This is a genomic window from Flavobacterium sp. 9R, assembly GCF_902506345.1.
Classification (GTDB): Bacteria; Bacteroidota; Bacteroidia; order Flavobacteriales; family Flavobacteriaceae; genus Flavobacterium.
This window is the reverse complement of the sequence record NZ_LR733413.1, coordinates 914,159-934,390: the sequence shown is the minus strand read 5'-3', so window position 1 is coordinate 934,390 and position 20,232 is coordinate 914,159. Positions and strand designations below refer to the sequence as shown.

Sequence of the window (20,232 nt, the reverse complement as noted above, 5' to 3'; positions counted from 1 at the left end):
AAGATACTATTTATTCAAACATTTCCATTATTTCTTGGCTTACCCCTACGTTGGAGAAACCACCATCGTGCATTAAATTTTGCAAGGTTACTTTGCGTGTCAAATCAGAAAACAAGGTAACGGTATAATTGGCACAATCTAAAGCAGAGGCGTTACCAAGTGGCGCCATTTTTTCGGAATAATTGATAAAACCATTAAATCCTTTCACACCATGTCCCGCCTTAGTAGCGGTAGGAGATTGAGAAATCGTATTTACTCGTACTTTTGATTTTTTACCAAAGAAATACCCGAAGCTTCTCGCTATCGATTCTAAGAAAGCCTTGTTATCGGCCATATCGTTGTAATCTGGAAAAACACGTTGCGCCGCCATATAGGATAGAGCAACAATACTTCCCCATTCATTCATAGCGTCTTTTTTGTATAACACTTGCAGTACTTTGTGAAATGAAACTGCCGAAACATTCCATCCCTTTTCTGTAAAATCGTAATTTTGATTGGTGTAATGATTGCCTTTGCGCACATTTACCGACATTCCGATTGAATGCAATACAAAGTCGATTTTTCCTCCCAGAATAACCATGGCTTCATCGACTAATTTTTCTAGATCAGCTACGGAAGTGGCGTCGGCAGGAATGACTTTTGCACCAGTTTTGCTTGCTAACTGATCAATGTTTCCCATTCGGATAGAAGCTGGAGCATTTGTTAAAACAAAAATCCCACCTTCTTCATGCACACGTTCAGCTGTTTTCCAAGCAATAGAATTTTCATCTAAAGCACCAAAAATAATTCCTTTTTTTCCTTTTAGTAAATTGTACATTGTAACTATCTCTTTTTTATCAATAAAAAAACACCTCATTTTAATTTTTACTGTACATAAAATTAAAATAAGGTGTTCTTGTTTTTTTCTATTAAACTATACTAGGTACGCTTACCAACTCGTTGGCTTCGGCTTGATAATTTACCCCGTCGAACTCAAATCCAAAAAGGTTGTAGAAATCATGACGGTATCCCGCTAAGTCTCCAATTTCCGCTAGATTTTCAGTTGTAGCTTCTGGCCATAACTTAGCCACTAATTCCTGAACATCCTCTCTCATTTCCCAGTCATCAATACGAATTCTGCCTTTGTCATCTGTAGCGATTCCCTCGTTGCTGTACAAACGTTCGCTGTACAAACGTTGAATTTGTTCTATACAACCTTCGTGAATTCCTTTTTCTTTCATGATTTTGTACAACAATGAAATATACAATGGAATTACTGGAATAGCTGAACTGGCCTGAGTAACCAATGCTTTGTTAACAGAAACAAAAGCTTTTCCGTTGATTTCTTTCAAACTATCCGCAATAGAAAATGCTGTTGCTTCTAGATGGTCTTTAGCTCTTCCTATGGTTCCTTTTCTATAAACCGCTTCTGTCAATGAAGGGCCGATATAAGAATAAGCGACAGTCATTGCTCCTTCGGCTAATAAGTTTTCAGCTTTTAAAGCGTCCATCCACATCGCCCAATCTTCCCCACCCATTACAGCCACGGTGTTTTCAATATCATCACCTTCACAAGGTTGGATTGAAATATCGGACACTTTACCAGAATGAAAATCAACCGTTTTGTTTGTATAAACCCCTCCAATAGGTTTTAAAGTAGAACGATGCAATACACCAGTAACTGGGTGTTGACGCACTGGAGAAGCCAAACTATAGACTACTAAATCAACTTGACCTAAGTCTTTTTTTATCAAATCAATCGTTTGTTGCTTCACTTCATTAGAAAAAGCATCACCATTAATACTTTTCGCATACAAACCGGCTTTGTGCGCTTCTTTTTCAAAAGCGGCAGAATTGTACCAACCTGGAGAAGCTGTTTTTCCTTCAGCAGCAGGTTTTTCGAAGAAAACACCAATAGTTGCAGCATTCGATCCGAAAGCACTAGTGATTCTTGAAGCCAACCCAAATCCAGTAGAAGCACCTATCACTAACACTTTTTTAGCACCTTCAATAGTTCCTTTTGATTTGATGTATTCTATTTGATTTTTCACATTTTGTTCGCATCCATCTGGGTGAGATGTCAAACAAATAAATCCTCTCATTCTTGGTTCTATAATCATAGTATCGAAATTTCTTTTTTTAAAGTAAAAAAAACTAGTATTAATATTGATTTAATTATTTAATCGACAAATATAGCCCATTTTTTTAGTTCAGCAAGGCTTTGGCGTGATTTAAGGCTGATTCAGAAACGACAGTTCCAGAGAGCATTTGCGCAATTTCAAGCACTCTTTCCTCCTCGGTTAACAACTTCAATTCCGAGTTAGTCACCTCTCCTACAGTACTTTTAGCTACTTTAAAATGCGAATCTCCTTTGGCAGCAATTTGGGGTAAATGCGTAATTGCAAAAACTTGCATGTTAGCACTCATTTGTTTCATGATTTCTCCCATTCGAATAGCAATTTCACCAGAAACACCTGTATCTATCTCGTCAAAAATCAAGGTCGGTAACTTAGAGTATTGTGCCAAAATTGCTTTGACCGCTAACATAATACGGGACATTTCACCGCCAGAAGCCACTTTTTTAAGCAAACCAAAATCTCCACCTTTATTGGCCGAAAACAAAAAATTTAATTCTTCTTTGCCGTTGGCAAAATACGTTGCTACTTGATTTAAATCAATCTTGAAACGAACATTGGGCATTCCTAAATTCTCAAGAATTTGCGTCATTTTAGAAGTCAAAACTGGTATTGACTGAAGGCGTTTTTCGTGAATCACCATTGCCACCCCATCTAGCTCTTGCTCTTGACTAGTGATTTCAGCTTTTATTTTTTCGATTTCAGCATCGAGGTTACTAATTGATAGTAATGATTGGTCTAAATCGTTCTCAATCTCCAACAGTTCTGCCACAGATTTCACTTGATGCTTTTTTTGAAGCGTATAGATTAGTTGCAATTTTTGATTCGTGTATTCTAATTTCTCAGGATCACTCAACACCAGTTCGGCATGTTGGTTTAATTCTGAACAAATATCATCAAATTCAATAATCACACTATTTATTCGCTCTTGCAACTCTTGGTATTTAGCGCTAAAAGGAGTAATCCGTTGAAAAGTGCTTTTAATTTCTTTCAAATGATGCAAGACTCCAATTTCTTCTTCATTTGCAATGGCTAGCGATTTGTCAATTGCTTCCTTTATGGTCTCCACATTATTCAATCGTTCAAAGTCCTCTTCTAGTTGTTCTTGTTCCCCATCCATAAGTTTGGCTGACAACAATTCTTCTAATAAAAAAGTATGGTACTCTTGTTCTTTAATTGACTCCCCTTGTTTTTTTATCAAAGAAGCCAATAGCGCTTTTTCTGTTTTGTATTTTTTTAACCCCTCTTGGTATTTCAGAAGTTCCGATTTATTCTCAGCAATTGCGTCAATAATTTTAAATTGTACCGCCTCATCAGACAATTCTTGGGTTTGTTGTTGCGAATGGATGTCGATTAAGTACAGGCTTAGTTCTTGCAATTCTTGCAGATTAACTGGGCTATCATTGATAAAAGCTCTTGATTTACCTGAAGGCAAAATTTCTCTACGAATAATGGTATCCGCTTCATAATCCAAATCATTGTCCTCAAAAAAAGCTTGCAAATTGTATTTAGAGATCTCAAAATGTGCTTCGATAACACATTTTTCCTCCGTGTTTTTTAGAGAAGACAAGTCTGCTCTTTTTCCTAAAACTAATCCTAAAGCTCCAAGAATTATAGACTTACCCGCTCCCGTTTCACCCGTAATGATAGATAACCCTTTTGTAAAATCAATAGTTAGTTGATCTATTAAAGCAAAATTTTTGATAGAAAGTGACGTAATCATTAAAATGTATTTTAAATAAAGCTACTAATATACGGCAAAAATAGAGGAGTTATTAGTATTTAACTTGACTCCATTTACTAGCATTCATTGGAGAGATTTTGTTTAAAGTTTCGACTAAATCGGCAATAGTAATGCTAGGTCCTCCAGAAAAGATTGAAGCAATTTCATCGGCTTTGGCATCAAAGAAGACCCTAGTCAAAAAGGCATTTGGTCGGGTTTGGTTTATTTTTGATAAATTTAGAATAGCCGCTTTAATTTTTTCTTTGGCCGCTTTCAAATCTGTGCTCATTTGATCAAGTCCTTGATGGTACTCGGCTAAAGCTTGACGATACGGTGCAAAAGTTGGAGAAAGTAAATCATTGGTCAAGAAAAAGCGATTCTGTATCCCGTCCGATTGACTCCAGCCCTTGTAACCGCCTTGTTGGGCTACATTTAGGATGTTCTGAGCAGTTTCTAGATGGGTATTTCCTCCAAATGGCACAAATGTATCCAGATTCAGCCCTAATATTATATAAGAGTAATAGGCTAAAACAGAAACCAAATTGGATTCAAAAACTGAGGGGTTAAAGATTAAATTTTCAAATTCAACATATCTGAAATTAAAATCTTTATCATTAAAATTAAAAACTGGCGAACTGTAAGTAGAATTGTAAATTAATCGTGACGATTGCACTTGAATGGTGCCCGAAAATTGATCTGAATTGACTGAAGAAAGCGTAATAAACATGGAACACTTAATTCTTTCATTTTGTTTTAGCGTTTGTCCCGTCCAATCGGTTTTATTTACAAATTCATTAAGAGCTATTTCTAAATTCTTAATTAATTGTTGATTGGTATTCGTAACTTTTTGTGCATTGACAACTACAGAACAATTTAGCTGTTGGGCATAAATAAAGCAATTGCTGAGCACTATTAAAAAAAACACGCTTATACATCTATACATAATCAAAACATTTGTTGATTGAAAACGGCGAATACAAAGGAAAAGTATCTTTTATTTAAAATCTATATGACTTAGTAAAAAAAGCACAAACTTTATCTAGGATATCAGTTGCTACCGCCGCTTTGGATTTTAACTCCATTGGTTCTACTACAAAATTCTTGTCAATAAAGGTAATCTTATTCGTTGATTTTCCAAACCCAGCGCCTTCATCTTGCAAAGAATTCAGCACAATTAAATCTAAATTCTTTCTTTGAATCTTACTTTTGGCGTTTTCAATTTCATTTTCCGTTTCTAACGCAAATCCGATTAAGAATTGCTGTTTTTTTTCTGCACCCAGAGAAGCCAAAATATCTTGTGTTTTTTCTAATTCGATGACAAAATTTTCTGCTGCTTTTTTTATTTTCTGATGGGCAACTGCTTTAGGTCTGTAATCGGCAACAGCGGCAGCAGCGATAGCCACATCCATTTTATCATACAATTCGATACATTGCTCATACATTTGCTTTGCTGAAACAACCGGAAAGACTTGAATAGAAGTGTAAAGCGGTTTACAATGTGTAGGCCCTGTTACCAAAAAAACATTGGCACCTAATTCGGCTGCCCTATTGGCAATATCAAAGCCCATTTTTCCAGAAGAATGATTTCCTATAAAACGAACAGGGTCGATAGCCTCGTAAGTAGGTCCAGCGGTAATCAAAATTGATTTGCCGTATAAAGGCAATTGCTGTTGCATGTGCGCCTCCATAAAAGCAATGATGTTTTCTGGTTCCGCCATTCTGCCTTCGCCTGAAAGTCCACTTGCTAATTCACCGCTTTCTGCAGGAATCATTATGTTACCAAACTCGAGAAGTTTTTGAAAACTATTAAGCGTGGAAGGATGTTTGTACATGTCTAAATCCATTGCTGGCGCAAAATAGACAGGGCATTTAGCAGATAAATAAACTGCTAAAAGCAAATTATCACAAACACCATTTGCCATTTTAGACAAGGTATTTGCAGTAGCTGGGGCGATAAGCATTATATCGGCCCATAGTCCCAATTCTACATGATTGTTCCACAACTCTTTTGCTTCCTCTGAAGGAGCTAAAGAATCGGCAACCTCTTTATCGTAAAAAGTAGAATAGACGGGATTTTTTGATAAAACGGATAATGTTAATGGAGTTACAAAATCCTTAGAAGCAGGTGTCATAATCACTTGGACCTGAGCACCTGCCTTTATAAATAGACGTACTAACGAAGCGGTTTTATAGGCAGCAATTCCACCAGAAATACCTAGTACAACCTTTTTGCCATTTAAAACAGACATCAATACTTAATTATTTGTTTGCGTCTCTATGGTAGATTTTACCATCTAACCATTCTTGAACAGCAAGAGCGTGCGGTTTTGGTAATTTTTCGTAAAACTTAGAAACTTCAATTTGTTCCTTATTTTCAAAAACTTCTTCAAGACTATCATTATAAGTAGCAAACTCTTCTAATTTTTCAGTCAATTCTTTTTTAATTTCAGAATTGATTTGGTTTGCTCTCTTAGCCATAATGGTTATTGCTTCATATACATTACCAGTTGGTTCTTCAATTACAGTTTTGTTGTAGGTAATTGTATTTACTGGAGCATTCGTCTTCTTTAAATCCATGACTTTATTTATTTAGTAAATTTTTGTAAATCTGTTTCAATTTTCGCCAACATCGAGTCAGCTTTTTCTTTGTATTCGGTATCCGCTTTGTAACGAATTAAGGTTGTGTAGGCTAATTTAGCTACTTGTAAACGCTCTTCCATTTTTTCAGGAACACTGTTAATTGCCAAGTGGTAAGCAGAATCCAATTTATAATACAACGCTTTTTCTTTTAATGCCGTTCCAGGATAGTCGGCTATGAATAAATCAAGGGCAATTAGTGCCGATTTGTAATCCATAATGGTATTGTAACCAATAGCATTCTCGTAGACTTTTTTCTCAATTTTATCATTTAAAACACGCATCGTCTTATTTGCTTCCGGCAAATATTCAGAATTAGGATAGGTATCTATAAAATTTTGAAGTTTTTCTATGGCTTTGAAAGTATCCACTTGGTCTAGACTGTACACTGGAGACAACATAGAGTAGCATTTTGCTCCTAAATAGGCAGCTTCTTGCACTTTTTCGCTTCTTGGGTAGTTGGAAGCAAAACTTTCAAACTGGTATCCTGCTAAATAGTATTGTTTGGTTTTATAGTACGCTTGAGAATACATATAGAACATTTTCTCTGCTTGAGGTTTTCCTCTGTATGCCGGTGCTATTTGTTCAAAAAGTCGAATTGCTTTACTGTATTTCCCTGCATCATAGAGCTTTTCAGCCAACTCATACTTAACAGCTACATCTTCCGATTTTAATGCTTTTTGATATTCTCCGCAAGAACCTAAAGCTAGCGTTAGTAGTAACAATGCAACTAATTTCTTCATTTATTTTACTTTTATTACAATTTAGCACCAAATAGTTATAAATCCAACTTAACTTTGGGTGGCAAATTTAGTTATTAATTTAGCGACTACAAAATATATTTTTATTTAAAAAAAAGCTTACGTTTTCAGCGTCTTTTTCTAAAAATTTTTAACAAAGTGTTGGATTCTTTCAGAAAGTGCATCATCAACAGGAACTAGTGGCAGACGTACTACATTTTCAGCCAATTTCAGCGTTTTGAATACTTCTTTTATTCCAGCAGGATTTCCTTGTTCAAAAATCATATCAATACTATCTGCAATTTTGTATTGAATTTCGAAAGCGGCGTCTACTTTTTTATTCAATCCAAGGCGAATCATTTCTGAAAATTCTTTTGGAAAACCTTGACCAATTACAGAAATCACCCCTGCTCCACCTGCCAAAACCATTGGTAAAGCAATCATGTCGTCTCCAGAAATAACCAAAAAATCTTTCGGTTTGTGTTGCATGATTTTCATCGCTTGCACTAAATCGCCAGCAGCTTCTTTGATACCAACAATATTAGAAAAGTCATTTGCCAAGCGAAGTACCGTTGATGGTAACATATTACTTGAGGTTCTTCCTGGAACATTGTACAAAACTACTGGGATTGGAGATGCCTCTGAGATTGCTTTAAAATGCTGATAGATTCCTTCTTGAGTCGGTTTATTATAATAAGGAGAAACAGACAAAATAGCATCAAAAGCCGAGAAATCTCTTGTTTTCAATTCGTTTACCACTTGTAAGGTATTGTTTCCTCCTACACCAAGAACCAAAGGAAGTCTTCCATTGTTAACTTCAACTACAGTATTGATAACTAGTTCTTTTTCTTCTGCACTTAGGGTCGCATTTTCTGCAGTTGTCCCCATTACAACCAGATATTCGATTCCATTTTCTATAGAAAAATTAACTATATTTTTCAACGCCTCGGTATCAACTGAAAAATCTGATTTAAAAGGTGTTACTAATGCAACTCCTGTGCCTATTAATGCTTGCATAACGGTATTAAATTTTATTAAATAAATGTAAAATTCGAACAAATTCTTGAACGAATTGCTTGTAATTTTGTGTCACAGTATTTATTAGTATGTGATTCAAACGTTTATCAACACTAAAGAATCCAACTTTAAAACTTGCTTTCGATTGGTATGTTATCCATTGTAAGAAACTGTTATTCGTATCATAATAACTCACTAATACATCGAAAGGGTTTTGAATGAAATCTAAGACCGAAGCTTCTTGGATTTGAAAACTCCAATTGATGTGTTCCCAACTAAAAACAGGATAATTACTGACCTGATTATTTTTCACATCCGCTTTGAAGGCTAGAATTGCAATGTTTTTTTCCAAAAAATCAGCATTAACCAATGCTTCTTTTAATGCTAGTGTCTGAAAAAAAGCAGTTTCATCTACGAGTATACCAACTGTTTGAACCTTATTATCAGATGTTACATCAGCCACATTTGATACGTAGTTTTTTAATTTCTTTTTTAAGAAATAATCTTTAAAATAATTCAAAAACATACTACTTTTACTGAGGTTCAAAATTAATTAATTAAGTCGCATTACAAATGGTAAATTTAAAAAAGTATAATGGTGTTTTAAAACTTTTTGTTATATTCTTAACATTTTTTTTAATTCTTTCATGTGCTTCCACTCCGTATTCCGTTACAAAAATCGAAGGAAAACGCCTTCCAATAACTAACAAATATGCTACTACAACTAGTATAGAGCAGTATATTGCACCTTATCGAGAGAAAATTGATGCTGATTTGAATTCGGTTATCGCCTTTTGTCCAGAAACTATAGACAAAAGTACTGGGAAATGGCAATCTACCTTAGGCAACTTAATGGCAGACGCTTGTGTAGCTCGAGGCAATACCATTTTGTATGCTCGCGAAAAAAAGAAAATAGATATTTGCATCCTGAATCACGGTGGTATTCGTGCTGCCTTACCTAAAGGTGATGTAACGCCTCGTACCGCTTTTCAAATTATGCCTTTCGAAAATAGTTTGGTAGTCATTGCCATGAACGGAGAAACAGTAATGGATATGATTCGTTATTTTATCAAAACACAAAAGGCACAACCTCTAGCTGGTTTAACTTTTACTATCGATAAAAACAACCAAGCCAAAGACATCAAAATACAAGGAAATCCCCTTGAAATCTCAAAAGTTTATTATGTAGCCACCAATGATTATTTGGCTAATGGAGGAGACGATATGACTTTTTTCCAAAAAGGAACGCAAACCTATGATTTGGATTACAAACTGCGCAATGTATTGATTGACTATTTCAAAGAAATAAAAACCATACCTGTTCTAAAAGAAGTTCGAATTGCAGTAGAATAAATTAAAAAAAACAAAGATCCTTTACGACGTAAAAAAATATAAAATGAAAAGAAGAGATTTTATTCAAAAAACCGCTGCTAGTTCTGCTTTATTAGCTTTACCAAGTTTGCCTCTAATGAGTTTTACAAAGCCAGAAATAAAAAAAATAACTATACTACATACGAATGACGTTCACAGTCACATTGACCCCTTTCCGGCAGATGATCCAAGGAATGCCAATATGGGAGGTGTATCAAGAAGAGCTGCTTTAATCGAATCGATTCGAAAAGAAAATCCAAACGTTTTATTGTTGGATGCTGGAGATGTTTTCCAAGGAACGCCCTATTTTAACTACTACGGAGGAGAATTGGAGTTGAAATTAATGAGTATGATGCACTATGATCTCGCTACATTAGGTAATCATGATTTTGACAATGGTATTGAGGGCTTTTATTCCCAATTGCCTCATGCTAATTTTGATTTTGTTTCAGCCAATTACGATTTCAAAAACACCGCCTTAGACACTCACATCAAACCTTATAAAATCTTTCACAAAGACGGAATCAAAATTGGTGTTTTTGGATTAGGAATCGAATTGCAAGGTTTGGTAGATAAAAAGAACTACAAAGAAACGGTTTACCGCGATCCGATAGAAATTGCTCAGGATATGACTCGCATCCTAAAAAAAGAGGAGAAATGCGACTTGGTAATTTGTTTATCGCATCTTGGGTATGACTATAAGAAAAGTGACGAAAACAAAGTGTCTGATTTGAAATTGGCTCAAAAAACACAAGACATTGATTTGATTATTGGCGGCCACACCCACACTTTTCTAGACAAACCAACTGTTGTAAAAAACGTTGCAGGCCAAGAAGTTTTAGTCAATCAAGTCGGTTGCTATGGTATTCACCTTGGAAGAATCGATTTCTATTTTGACAATAACAAACAAAACATCGCCAAAGGAAAAGCTATTATGGTATAAAGACAACTATTTTCAGTAGGTTTCTAAAATTAAAAATAAAGCAAGATAACTTTTAATAAGGCGGATTACTTTCATAATCCGCCTTATTTAATTGTCAACTTTTATAAATTCTTCTTTTTTATTTCTCTCCAAAAAGTAATTCAGCATTAGATAATACCCCAAAACTTGCGACAGATTTCCTCCAATTCTTAGAAAAGCAAGCTTTATAAAATAATTATTCAGCAGGAACGACAAATCTGAAATAAAAACACTAAGACCAAAAAGCACTAAATACAAGCTGCTCTTTTGATGGGTTTTTACAAAATTAGCAAAGGACAAAATAAACATGACAACGAAAACTATACTGTAAATAATATACAAAACAAAATTCACATTGGTATGTTTCAAATCCAAAGACAAAATAATATATACAAAAGCACCCAATAGTCCCATCAACACCACTAGCTTAAAAAACTCGGCTTGGCTCCATTCCTTTTCCTTAACATCCAACCAAGAAAGTACCAAGAAAATTAAATTTATACATAGAAAAAGTACAATAGGAATAGTTTCGGTATAGGATTTAACATAGAGATAATAGGTTTCTCCAAAAAAAGATAGTAAAAGTAGGGTTGCAACGACCGGGCTAAATTTTGACTCTTGAACAAAAAAAATGAGTGCTACTACCAGAACAATTGCGCCTTTTAAATAGAGTATAATCTCGCCCAAGCGAAATATACTCAATACCCCCACCATACAACACAAAACAAAATACAGTACAACTAATATCCTATCAATCTTCATTAAGCATCCTTTTAAAATCTTGCTCCGACAAAATCGGTATACCTAATTTGGTTGCTTTTTCTAATTTAGAAGGCCCCATATTATCTCCCGCTACCACAAAATTGGTTTTGGACGAAATAGAACTTCCTACTTTCCCGCCATTGTCTTCAATTGCTTTCTTTAAATCATCTCTAGAAAATTCTTCAAAAACACCAGAAACTACAAAGGTTTTTCCTAAAAACTTAGTTGTCGCATTAGGATTCACTTTTTCAACTATTTCCAATTGAACACCGCGCAATCTTAATCGTTCAATAATTGCTCTATTTTCTTCATTTGCAAAAAATTCGATTACGCTTTTGGCGATACGTTCTCCTATTTCATCCACCAAAATCAAATCCTCAAGAGTAGCTTGCTCTAAAGCCGTAATTGTTTTGTAATGCTTGGCCAATTTTTTGGCAACCGTTTCACCTACAAAGCGAATTCCCAAAGCAAACAAAACACTTTCAAAAGGAATCTCCTTTGATTTAGCTACACCATTCACTAAATTCTCTGCAGATTTTTGAGCCATTCTTTCCAGCGGCAACACTTGCTCCACTGTCAAATCATATAAATCGGCATAGTTATGAACCAAACCGTTATTGTACAATAAAGCCACTGTTTCTCCTCCTAAACCTTCAATATCCATTGCCTTACGAGAAATGAAATGCTGAATTCTACCAATGATCTGAGGGGGACAACCATAAAAATTTGGGCAATAATGATTCGCTTCCCCATCAGAGCGCACCAAAGCCGTTTGGCATTCAGGGCAATTTGCAATATACTGCGTTACTTCTGAATGTTCAGGACGCTTCTCTAAATCAACAGCAATGATTTTAGGGATAATCTCCCCTCCTTTTTCTACAAAAACCGTATCTCCAATTCGGATATCCAATTTTTCTATCTGGTCGGCGTTGTGCAAGGAAGCGCGTTTGACAACCGTTCCTGCCAATTGCACTGGCTCTAAATTGGCAACTGGTGTAATGGCACCTGTACGCCCTACCTGATAGGAAATTGAATTTAATTTGGTACTAACTTGTTCTGACTTGAATTTATAAGCAATGGCCCAACGAGGAGATTTTGCAGTATAGCCTAGCTCGTCTTGATACGACAAAGCATTTACTTTGATTACTACCCCATCTGTTTCATAAGGAAGTTGATGGCGATGTGCGTCCCAATAGTCAATGAATTCAAAAACTTCGTCTATATTTTTGGCTAGTTTGGCTTCTTTTGGTGCCTTGAACCCCCAATCTCTAGCAGCTTGTAATCCCTCAAACTGTGATTGCAACGGCAAATTGTTACCCACTAATGCGTACAGTAAACAATCTAATGGTCTCTTAGCTACTTCTGAACTGTCTTGCAATTTCAAACTTCCAGAAGCGGTATTTCTGGGGTTGGAATAAGGTGTTTCTCCAATTTCAATCAACTCTTGATTCATTTTTTCAAAACCAGCGAAAGGCAAGATGATTTCACCGCGAATAGCAAAATGAGCAGGATAATTTCCTTTCAATTGCAAAGGAATTGATTTAATGGTTTTGATGTTATTCGTTACCTCGTCGCCCTGAATACCATCACCACGCGTAACTGCTCGAGCTAGCTTTCCGTTTTCATACGTAATACTAATAGAGGCGCCGTCATATTTTAATTCGCAAGTATATTCGATAGGAACGTTACCTAAAACTTTCTGAATACGTGCTTCCCAATCCACTACATCTTCTTTAGAATATGAATTATCTAAAGAATACATACGGTAATCGTGAACTACAGTTTGGAAGTTTTTAGTGATTGTTCCTCCCACTCTTTGGGTTGGCGAATTGGCATCGAAAAACTCGGGATGCGCAGCTTCTAACGTTTGCAGTTCTTTTAATTTTTGGTCAAATTCGAAATCCGAAATTTGAGGTTGGTCCAACACGTAATAGTTGTAATTGTGTTGGTCTAATTCGGAGCGCAACTGCTGAATCGTATCTTGAATATTCATGAAATAAAAATGGCTATTTTAGTTTTTCAAATAAGGTACTAAAATAGCCAATTTATACTTTATAAAATAGTTTTACGATTCTATAATTGAATTAATTTGATTGAACAATTGTCCATCGCTTAGAAAAGCACCTTGTTGGATTAATTGAAATAGGGAATAATTTCGTTCCTCGGTAAATACTTTTTTACCCACTTTCATTTCAATTGTTTCTGTAAACATGTTATCAGAAAGCCATTGTAATCCTTCTTTGGTCAAAAAATCAACTTCTGGAACCAATGATTTTAGAACAATTGATTTTACTTCCGTATCAAAGCATTGAAATAGGAAAATATGATTTTTAGAAAAATGTTCTAAAAACTGCGCTTTCGTTAGTACCCCTTCCCAAATTAAATCTGAAAAAACGTCCAGTTCTTGTTCGGCCACCTCAGGTTTTTCTTTTTTAATGGTATCCCATTCCGCTTTATCAATCGACTGAGTTGCCAAAAAAGTCGTAAACTCTTGGTGTAACTCTTCGAACTGTTCTTTTGTAAGTCTTGTATATTTCATTTTATTATGATTTAACCTAAAACACTTTTACTTCGTATCCGCTCTATAAAATAAAAAAAATCCCGATTCCGTTAATAAAACGTATCGGGATTTTATAATTATAAATCTGAAATTATGCTTTCTCAGGAACGATTTCGTAAGGAATTTCAACAATTACATCTCTGTGTAAACGGATAGATGCAGTGTATTTTCCGATACGTTTTACGATACCGCTAGTGATGAATTTACGATCAATTTCTTGACCTGCATTCGCTAAAGCTGCAGCAATGTCAATGTTTGTGATAGAACCGAATAATTTTTCACCACCTGCTTTTGCAGCAATTTTAATTTCTAATGCTTTCAATGCTTCAGCAGTAGCTTTAGCATCAGCAACGATTTTAGCTTCTTTGTGCGCTCTTTGTTTTAGGTTTTCAGCCAATACTTTCTTTGCAGAAGAAGTTGCTAAATGTGCAAATCCTTGAGGAATCAAGTAATTACGTCCGTAACCATTTTTTACTGTTACGATATCATCTTTAAAACCTAAGTTTTGTACGTCTTTATTTAAAATAAGTTCCATGTTGTTGTCCTTATATTTCAGAAGTTAGGTTTCATTTGACCGAAAACCAACAACTATTAATTAATTATTATTTTAGTAAATCAGCCACATATGGCATTAAAGCTAAGTGACGAGCTCTTTTCACAGCTACAGACACTTTTCTTTGGTATTTCAAAGAAGTACCAGTTAAACGACGAGGTAAGATTTTACCTTGCTCGTTTACAAATTTCAATAAGAAATCAGCATCTTTGTAGTCTACATATTTGATACCTGATTTTTTGAAACGACAATACTTTTTAGTTTTGTTGATTTCTATGTTCAAAGGCGTTAGATATCTGATATCTCCGTCTTTTTTTCCTGAAGCAGATTGTTGTAATGTTGCCATGATAATTAAGCTTTAGTAGATTTAAGTTTTGCTCTTCTTCTTTCAGCCCAAGAGATAGCATGTTTGTCTAGAGCAACAGTTAAGAAACGCATAACACGCTCGTCACGTCTAAATTCAGTTTCGAATGGAAGTAAAACTTCACCAGCTACTTTGTACTCGAATAAATGGTAAAAACCACTTTTTTTGTTTTGAATTTCGTAAGCCATTTTTTTAAGACCCCAATCTTCTTTCGATACCATTTCAGCTCCTCTACTAGTAAGAAATTCTTCAAATTTGCTTACTGTTTCCTTCACCTGAACCTCAGATAAAACGGGATTTAAAATGAAAACAGTTTCATAATGATTCATAAATAATATATTTATTTGTTAAATTGGGTGCAAAAGTAGTTTTTTTATTTGAATACACAAATGAATATTTGAAATAATCGACAAAGTGCAAAAATAATGTTTGCAAATTTGCTTTGCTACTCAAAAAAAAATATATTTACCTAACCAAATTTAAAAAGCTTAATTATGAAACTAAACTGTGTTGTTGTTGATGATAGCTCCATCCAACGAATGATCATAGCTAAATTAGTTAATAATCATCAACATTTGCACTTGATTGGGGACTTTTCTAATGCAATTGAAGCTAAAAACTGTATGTCTATACACGCAGTTGATTTGATTTTTCTTGATATTGAAATGCCCGTAATCAGTGGGTTTGATTTTTTAGATGGATTAAAAACGAAGCCTCAAATCATTTTCATCACTTCAAAAGCAGAATATGCGATGAAGGCATTTGATTATGATGCTACCGACTATTTACAAAAACCTATTGCTCTTGAGCGTTTTAATGCTTCTGTGAAAAGAGCCATTGATTTGCATTTACTTAGAACTGACAACAAAGAAGAAGAAGGGGAACACATTTTCATCAAAAGTAATTTGAAAAAATTGAAAATTTTCACTTCTAAAATTAAATGGATAGAAGCCTACGGTGATTATGTTAGAGTCGTTACTGAAGACGACAGTAATTTAGTGCTTTCTACAATGAAATCCTTTGAAAACGATTTGAGCAAAGAAAAGTTTATTCGTGTTCACAAATCCTACATTGTTAATATTGATAAAATTGACCGTTTCAATAGCAAATTTGCTGAAATTGGGATTACTAAAATCCCTTTAAGTCGCAACAAAAAAGAGGATTTAATTAGAGCCCTTTCCATTTCATAAAGGCATTGTTCTTAATAGAAATCTACATTTACCCCTACTTTTATCGCTCTATAATTTGCTACAGCTTCAAAACTGTTGAGTACCTTTTGTAGTCTAGTTTTTGTGCTGCCAATGGGTTGTGTGTGGGGAATTTTTACCATAATGGTCCTGATGTACTCGTTTCTGATTCTGTTGATAGCAGGCTCTTCTGGACCTAAAACCGGCATATCCAATGCTTGACTCATCACTTGATACAGCCACATAGCGCCTTCCTTTAGCTTGTCAAAATCTCGATGTTTGAGTGTTATTTTTATCAATCTAAAGTAAGGAGGGTATTTATAAATCTGTCTCTCATACAACTGTTCCTTAAACATTCCTTCGTAATCGTTTCTGGTTACTTGCTGTATGGTATTGTGCAAAGGGTTATAGGTCTGAATAATCACCTTACCCTGCTTTTCTGAACGTCCAGCTCTACCTGCTACTTGCGTCATCATTTGAAAACTACGTTCGAACGCCCTAAAATCGGGATGGTACAACATCGTATCCGCATTCATAATACCCACTAAGCTCACATTGTCAAAATCCAATCCTTTGGCTAGCATTTGGGTACCCACCAAAATATCAATTTCTTGATTTTTGAAACTGTCTAATATCTTTTCGAAACCGTATTTCCCTCTTGTGGTATCTTGGTCCATTCTCCCGCATTTGGCATTTGGAAATAATGACAGCAACTCGAGTTCTATTTGCTCGGTTCCAAAACCTTTAGTCGTCAAATCGATACTAGAACATGCATGACAATTGGAAGGCTTACCCATTGCATATCCACAATAATGACAACGCAACTGACTTTTGAATTTGTGATAGGTCAAACTCACGTCACATTGGGGGCACTGTGGAATGTGACCGCACGTCATACACTCTATCACAGGAGCAAATCCTCTCCTATTTTGAAACAAAATCACTTGTTCTCCCAAGGACAAAGCTGTGGTTATTTCAGCTATCAGAGTATCGCTAAAATGTCCTTTCATTTGCTTGCGCAAATATTTATCTTTAATATCCACCAGTTCGACTACAGGCATTTGCACTCTTCCAAACCTTTCTTTAAGCGTAACCAAACCGTATTTGGCTGATTGGGCATTATAGTAGGTTTCTAAACTTGGCGTAGCTGACCCCAAAAGGACTTTTGATTTGTGGTAATTGGCTAAAACAATGGCTGCATCACGAGCGTGAAAACGCGGAGCAGGGTCCATCTGCTTGAAGGTTTGCTCGTGTTCTTCATCTATAATAATCGCTCCTAACTGCTGAAAAGGAAGAAACAGTGCAGAACGTGCCCCAATAACAATTTGAGCCTTTTCAGCATTTTGCAGGACTTGGTACCATACTTCTACTCGCTCGTTGTTGTTGAACTTTGAATGAAAAACTGCCACTTTATCACCAAAATGCAATCGCAAACGGCTAACTAATTGCGTCGTTAAAGCAATTTCTGGCAACAAATACAGCACTTGCTTTCCTGTTGCTAGAAAAGTTTCTATCCATTTTATGTATATCTCTGTTTTCCCACTAGAGGTTACTCCGTGAAGCAAACATACCTCTCTATTCGAGAATTGGTTTTGTATGGCATCAAAAGCTTCTTGTTGTGCATTACTCAACAGCAACTCCTTTTTAGTAGCCTCACCCGAGTACATTACTCGGTCTTGTTGAATGTAGTACTCCTCAAAAATCTCTTTATCAATTAAAGCCTTTACGACAGCTGAAGTTACGTTAGCCGATTCAACCAATTTTTTCACTGGAATTGGCTTTTTTTCAGTAGCATTCAATTGAAAATAATGGAGTACAATTTCTTTTTGTTTGCTTGCATTTTTCAATTGTTCTAGCAAAGCACCTAAACCCTCTTGCGAATTGTACTGCGGGTGCAAACGAACATATCGCACCAACTTTGGTTTGTACCCCTCTGCTATTTCTTCTTGTAAAAAGACTATTTTTTTATCAATCAGCTTATGAATGATTGGAAAAACATTTTTCTTATTTACAATTGCGATAATATCATCAATTTTTAGTGAGCTCTGTTGCTGTAAAGCTTGATAGACAAGGTACTCCTCGTCTGACAAGTCCGTTTCATTGTGAAAAGAAGATGCTTGAGCCGTCACTACCGTTTCGCTTTCTAAAAGTAAAGCAGAGGGCACAGCATTTCTGTATACCTCACCAATAGCACACATATAATAGGAAGCAATCCAAAACCAATGTTGCAATTGAACGGCTGTAACCATTGGTTCGTGGTCCAAAATTTGATGAATTTCTTTGGCTTGGTATAAGGTAGGTTCGTTGCGATGTAACTCGATAGCAATAGCCGTGTAGATTTTACTTTTACCAAAAGGCACCGCCAATCGCATACCTTTTTTTATGAAATGGTATTCGGTTTCAGAGACTTGATAAGTAAAGGTTTTAGCTAAGGCTAATGGCAAAATTACTTCAACAAAAAACATGGGATACTTGGTTTTGTCAAGCGACAATTTTTGAATGGTTACTGTATTGGGCTAGGCATCAAAAATAATAAAAAAATACCCTTAGAACTCTATTTCAAATTATAATCAGAAATTTGAGTTGTAAGGGTATCGCTTATAAGTAAAAAACTATTTTACTCTATGCCAGTATTGCGTTCTTCCGATTAAAGCAAAGCCGATGTAGCCTCTAACTTTTAATTTGTCTTTGCCTTCAAGCGTAATGAAACATTTGTATTTCTTTCCTGTTACTGGGTCTGTAATGCTCCCTCCGTTGAATTCTTCAGCGTCTTTTTGAAGCCCTTTGACGATAACCATTCCTAAAACGGGTTTGTTTTTCTCATCACCTGTACACTCAGTACATAGCTTGTCTTTTTTTTGTGGGTCTAGTATATCCACAATTTTACCATATATCTTGCCTGACTTTTCATAAACCTCTACAATAGATTTTGGTTTACCAGTTTCGTCATCGATGGTTTTCCATTTACCAACTACAGATTGGCTACGAACGGTTGTCACTACAGCAAAACATAAAACACTTGCTACTAGAATGATTTTTCTCATTTGTTATTTATTTCTTGGTTTTTTATTTTTTCTAGCCCTGATGGAAGCGGCATCCTTGGTAGGTCTCTTCTTTAGAGAGCAAGCAAGATATAGCGTACAGCAGGACACAAGCATCGCGAACTGGCGAAGCAAATAGCTCCAAAAAGAACATTTTCATATTTGCAAAAAGGACTTTTGGAGTTCCAAATTTATTCAAAAATAAAACAGTTTGTCTTATTTATAACACAACTATAACGTTTTTTTTGATTTTATTTGGTTGCGATGGGACTGAATAATTGCATTGAGTTCAAAACCAAGCAAGAGCAACATGCAGTTAATCCAGATGTAAAACATCAGAATTAAAAGTGTACCGATAGAGCCGTACAATTCGTTGTATTTGGAAAATTTCACTACCCAAATTCCAAAGCCGTAAGAAGAAATAATGATTAAAATAGTAGTAAAAACAGAACCTACTGAAATGAATTTAGGTTTGTGTCTTTGTTTGATTCCGAAGCGCAATAAAATAGAAGTGGTAAACAAAATCATTAATGAAAGGAACAAGTAACGTCCGAGTTGAATGAGCGGAATATTGTCACTTAGCACATCTTGTATTTTCGATTTTTGGATGAAAACTTCGAAAACTACTATAATGGCCACTGTAAAAATCAACAGAAATGACAAGAAAATGGACATTCCAATTGCCACAAGGTACTGGTCAATAAAACCACGTTTCTCAGTTACGTGTCTTGATTCTTCAAAGCCTCCTAGGATAGCATTTAAACCATTGGCCATTAAAAAAATAGATAAAATAAAACCTGAAGAAAGTAAGCCAGAGTGACTGTTATTCAAGATATCATCAATAATTCCAGCAATCGCATCATAGGTATTGGGCGGCACGCTTTGTTCTACAAATCGCAAAAAATCGGTTTGAAAACCTTGAATTGGTATGTATGGAATTAGGTTCAAAATATAAAGTGCAAACGGAAACAAGGCCATAAAGAAACTAAAGGCAATGGCTCCAGCTCGAACCGATAATTTTCCGTTTAAAATACCCAAAACATAAGAATGCAAGAAGTCATATAGAGAAACCTCTTCGAGCCAAAGGAGTTTTTGGCTTTGCAAGAAATGAATCAATTTACGAACCAAGCCATTCGCTTTGATTTTGTTTTTGACTAAAATTTCAAAAGGAACTTTATTTGTTGGGGTCATTTGAATATCTT

The 20,232-nt window shown here is 35.4% G+C and carries 21 protein-coding genes; 3 read left to right on the top strand and 18 right to left on the bottom strand.

The window, feature by feature from the left end; translation table 11 throughout:
* Window positions 1-10: 10 nt before the first annotated feature.
* From FLAVO9AF_RS04135 to FLAVO9AF_RS04095, 9 genes are all read right to left on the bottom strand, one after another.
* A complete protein-coding gene (locus FLAVO9AF_RS04135; RefSeq protein WP_159684781.1) occupies window positions 11-817 on the bottom strand; it encodes an enoyl-ACP reductase in 807 nt (268 codons plus the stop codon).
* Window positions 818-908: 91 nt separating this feature from the next.
* On the bottom strand, window positions 909-2,099 hold the full coding sequence (gene fabV, locus FLAVO9AF_RS04130) for an enoyl-ACP reductase FabV (protein ID WP_159684778.1): 1,191 nt from the start codon (window positions 2,097-2,099) through the stop codon (window positions 909-911).
* A gap of 85 nt (window positions 2,100-2,184) precedes the next feature.
* Window positions 2,185-3,837: a DNA repair protein RecN gene (recN, locus tag FLAVO9AF_RS04125; RefSeq protein ID WP_159684775.1), complete on the bottom strand. Its 1,653-nt coding sequence runs from the start codon at window positions 3,835-3,837 to the stop codon at window positions 2,185-2,187.
* Window positions 3,838-3,889: 52 nt separating this feature from the next.
* Complete coding sequence (locus FLAVO9AF_RS04120; RefSeq protein WP_159684772.1) at window positions 3,890-4,780, bottom strand: DUF4835 family protein; 891 nt, start codon at window positions 4,778-4,780, stop codon at window positions 3,890-3,892.
* A gap of 55 nt (window positions 4,781-4,835) precedes the next feature.
* Complete coding sequence (gene coaBC, locus FLAVO9AF_RS04115; RefSeq protein ID WP_159684769.1) at window positions 4,836-6,086, bottom strand: bifunctional phosphopantothenoylcysteine decarboxylase/phosphopantothenate--cysteine ligase CoaBC; 1,251 nt, start codon at window positions 6,084-6,086, stop codon at window positions 4,836-4,838.
* A gap of 10 nt (window positions 6,087-6,096) precedes the next feature.
* Entirely contained in the window at window positions 6,097-6,414 is a 318-nt protein-coding gene (locus FLAVO9AF_RS04110) for a DNA-directed RNA polymerase subunit omega (protein ID WP_116761231.1), read from the bottom strand.
* An 8-nt stretch (window positions 6,415-6,422) separates the two neighbouring features.
* Window positions 6,423-7,217 (bottom strand): outer membrane protein assembly factor BamD, encoded by a 795-nt coding sequence (locus tag FLAVO9AF_RS04105; RefSeq protein WP_159684766.1) that lies wholly within the window; start codon window positions 7,215-7,217, stop codon window positions 6,423-6,425.
* Window positions 7,218-7,355: 138 nt separating this feature from the next.
* Window positions 7,356-8,231, bottom strand: coding sequence for a 4-hydroxy-tetrahydrodipicolinate synthase (gene dapA / locus FLAVO9AF_RS04100; RefSeq protein WP_159684763.1), 876 nt, complete (start codon window positions 8,229-8,231; stop codon window positions 7,356-7,358).
* A 7-nt stretch (window positions 8,232-8,238) separates the two neighbouring features.
* On the bottom strand, window positions 8,239-8,778 hold the full coding sequence (locus FLAVO9AF_RS04095; protein ID WP_159684760.1) for a hypothetical protein: 540 nt from the start codon (window positions 8,776-8,778) through the stop codon (window positions 8,239-8,241).
* Window positions 8,779-8,804: 26 nt separating this feature from the next.
* Between FLAVO9AF_RS04095 and FLAVO9AF_RS04090 the strand changes: the two genes are divergently transcribed.
* Both FLAVO9AF_RS04090 and FLAVO9AF_RS04085 read left to right on the top strand, forming a co-directional pair.
* Entirely contained in the window at window positions 8,805-9,584 is a 780-nt protein-coding gene (locus tag FLAVO9AF_RS04090; protein ID WP_159684757.1) for a 5'-nucleotidase C-terminal domain-containing protein, read from the top strand.
* Between the two features lie 43 nt (window positions 9,585-9,627).
* Window positions 9,628-10,545: a bifunctional UDP-sugar hydrolase/5'-nucleotidase gene (locus FLAVO9AF_RS04085; protein ID WP_159684754.1), complete on the top strand. Its 918-nt coding sequence runs from the start codon at window positions 9,628-9,630 to the stop codon at window positions 10,543-10,545.
* A gap of 87 nt (window positions 10,546-10,632) precedes the next feature.
* Here the strand turns inward: FLAVO9AF_RS04085 and FLAVO9AF_RS04080 are convergent, their stop codons facing one another.
* The 6 genes from FLAVO9AF_RS04080 to rpsF form a co-directional block, all read right to left on the bottom strand.
* A complete protein-coding gene (locus FLAVO9AF_RS04080; RefSeq protein WP_159684750.1) occupies window positions 10,633-11,325 on the bottom strand; it encodes a lysoplasmalogenase family protein in 693 nt (230 codons plus the stop codon).
* Window positions 11,315-13,318 (bottom strand): NAD-dependent DNA ligase LigA, encoded by a 2,004-nt coding sequence (gene ligA, locus FLAVO9AF_RS04075; protein ID WP_159684747.1) that lies wholly within the window; start codon window positions 13,316-13,318, stop codon window positions 11,315-11,317. Before ligA ends, FLAVO9AF_RS04080 begins: the two co-directional genes overlap by 11 nt.
* A gap of 72 nt (window positions 13,319-13,390) precedes the next feature.
* Entirely contained in the window at window positions 13,391-13,864 is a 474-nt protein-coding gene (locus tag FLAVO9AF_RS04070; protein WP_159684744.1) for a DUF6495 family protein, read from the bottom strand.
* Window positions 13,865-13,976: 112 nt separating this feature from the next.
* Window positions 13,977-14,420, bottom strand: a complete 444-nt coding sequence (gene rplI, locus FLAVO9AF_RS04065; protein WP_159684741.1) for a 50S ribosomal protein L9 — start codon at window positions 14,418-14,420, stop codon at window positions 13,977-13,979.
* Between the two features lie 67 nt (window positions 14,421-14,487).
* On the bottom strand, window positions 14,488-14,784 hold the full coding sequence (rpsR, locus tag FLAVO9AF_RS04060; RefSeq protein ID WP_159684738.1) for a 30S ribosomal protein S18: 297 nt from the start codon (window positions 14,782-14,784) through the stop codon (window positions 14,488-14,490).
* Between the two features lie 5 nt (window positions 14,785-14,789).
* Complete coding sequence (gene rpsF, locus FLAVO9AF_RS04055) at window positions 14,790-15,131, bottom strand: 30S ribosomal protein S6 (protein ID WP_159684735.1); 342 nt, start codon at window positions 15,129-15,131, stop codon at window positions 14,790-14,792.
* A gap of 165 nt (window positions 15,132-15,296) precedes the next feature.
* Between rpsF and FLAVO9AF_RS04050 the strand changes: the two genes are divergently transcribed.
* Window positions 15,297-15,992 carry a LytTR family DNA-binding domain-containing protein gene (locus tag FLAVO9AF_RS04050; RefSeq protein ID WP_159684732.1) on the top strand — a complete coding sequence of 232 codons (696 nt, stop codon included), beginning with the start codon at window positions 15,297-15,299 and terminating at the stop codon, window positions 15,990-15,992.
* 11 nt (window positions 15,993-16,003) lie between these two features.
* Here the strand turns inward: FLAVO9AF_RS04050 and priA are convergent, their stop codons facing one another.
* The 3 genes from priA to FLAVO9AF_RS04035 all read right to left on the bottom strand — a co-directional run bounded on the left by priA (window position 16,004) and on the right by FLAVO9AF_RS04035 (window position 20,221).
* Window positions 16,004-18,454 (bottom strand): primosomal protein N', encoded by a 2,451-nt coding sequence (priA, locus tag FLAVO9AF_RS04045; RefSeq protein WP_159684729.1) that lies wholly within the window; start codon window positions 18,452-18,454, stop codon window positions 16,004-16,006.
* A gap of 147 nt (window positions 18,455-18,601) precedes the next feature.
* On the bottom strand, window positions 18,602-19,033 hold the full coding sequence (locus tag FLAVO9AF_RS04040; RefSeq protein WP_159684726.1) for a DUF2147 domain-containing protein: 432 nt from the start codon (window positions 19,031-19,033) through the stop codon (window positions 18,602-18,604).
* Window positions 19,034-19,261: 228 nt separating this feature from the next.
* Complete coding sequence (locus tag FLAVO9AF_RS04035) at window positions 19,262-20,221, bottom strand: YihY/virulence factor BrkB family protein (RefSeq protein ID WP_159684723.1); 960 nt, start codon at window positions 20,219-20,221, stop codon at window positions 19,262-19,264.
* Window positions 20,222-20,232: the final 11 nt, after the last annotated feature.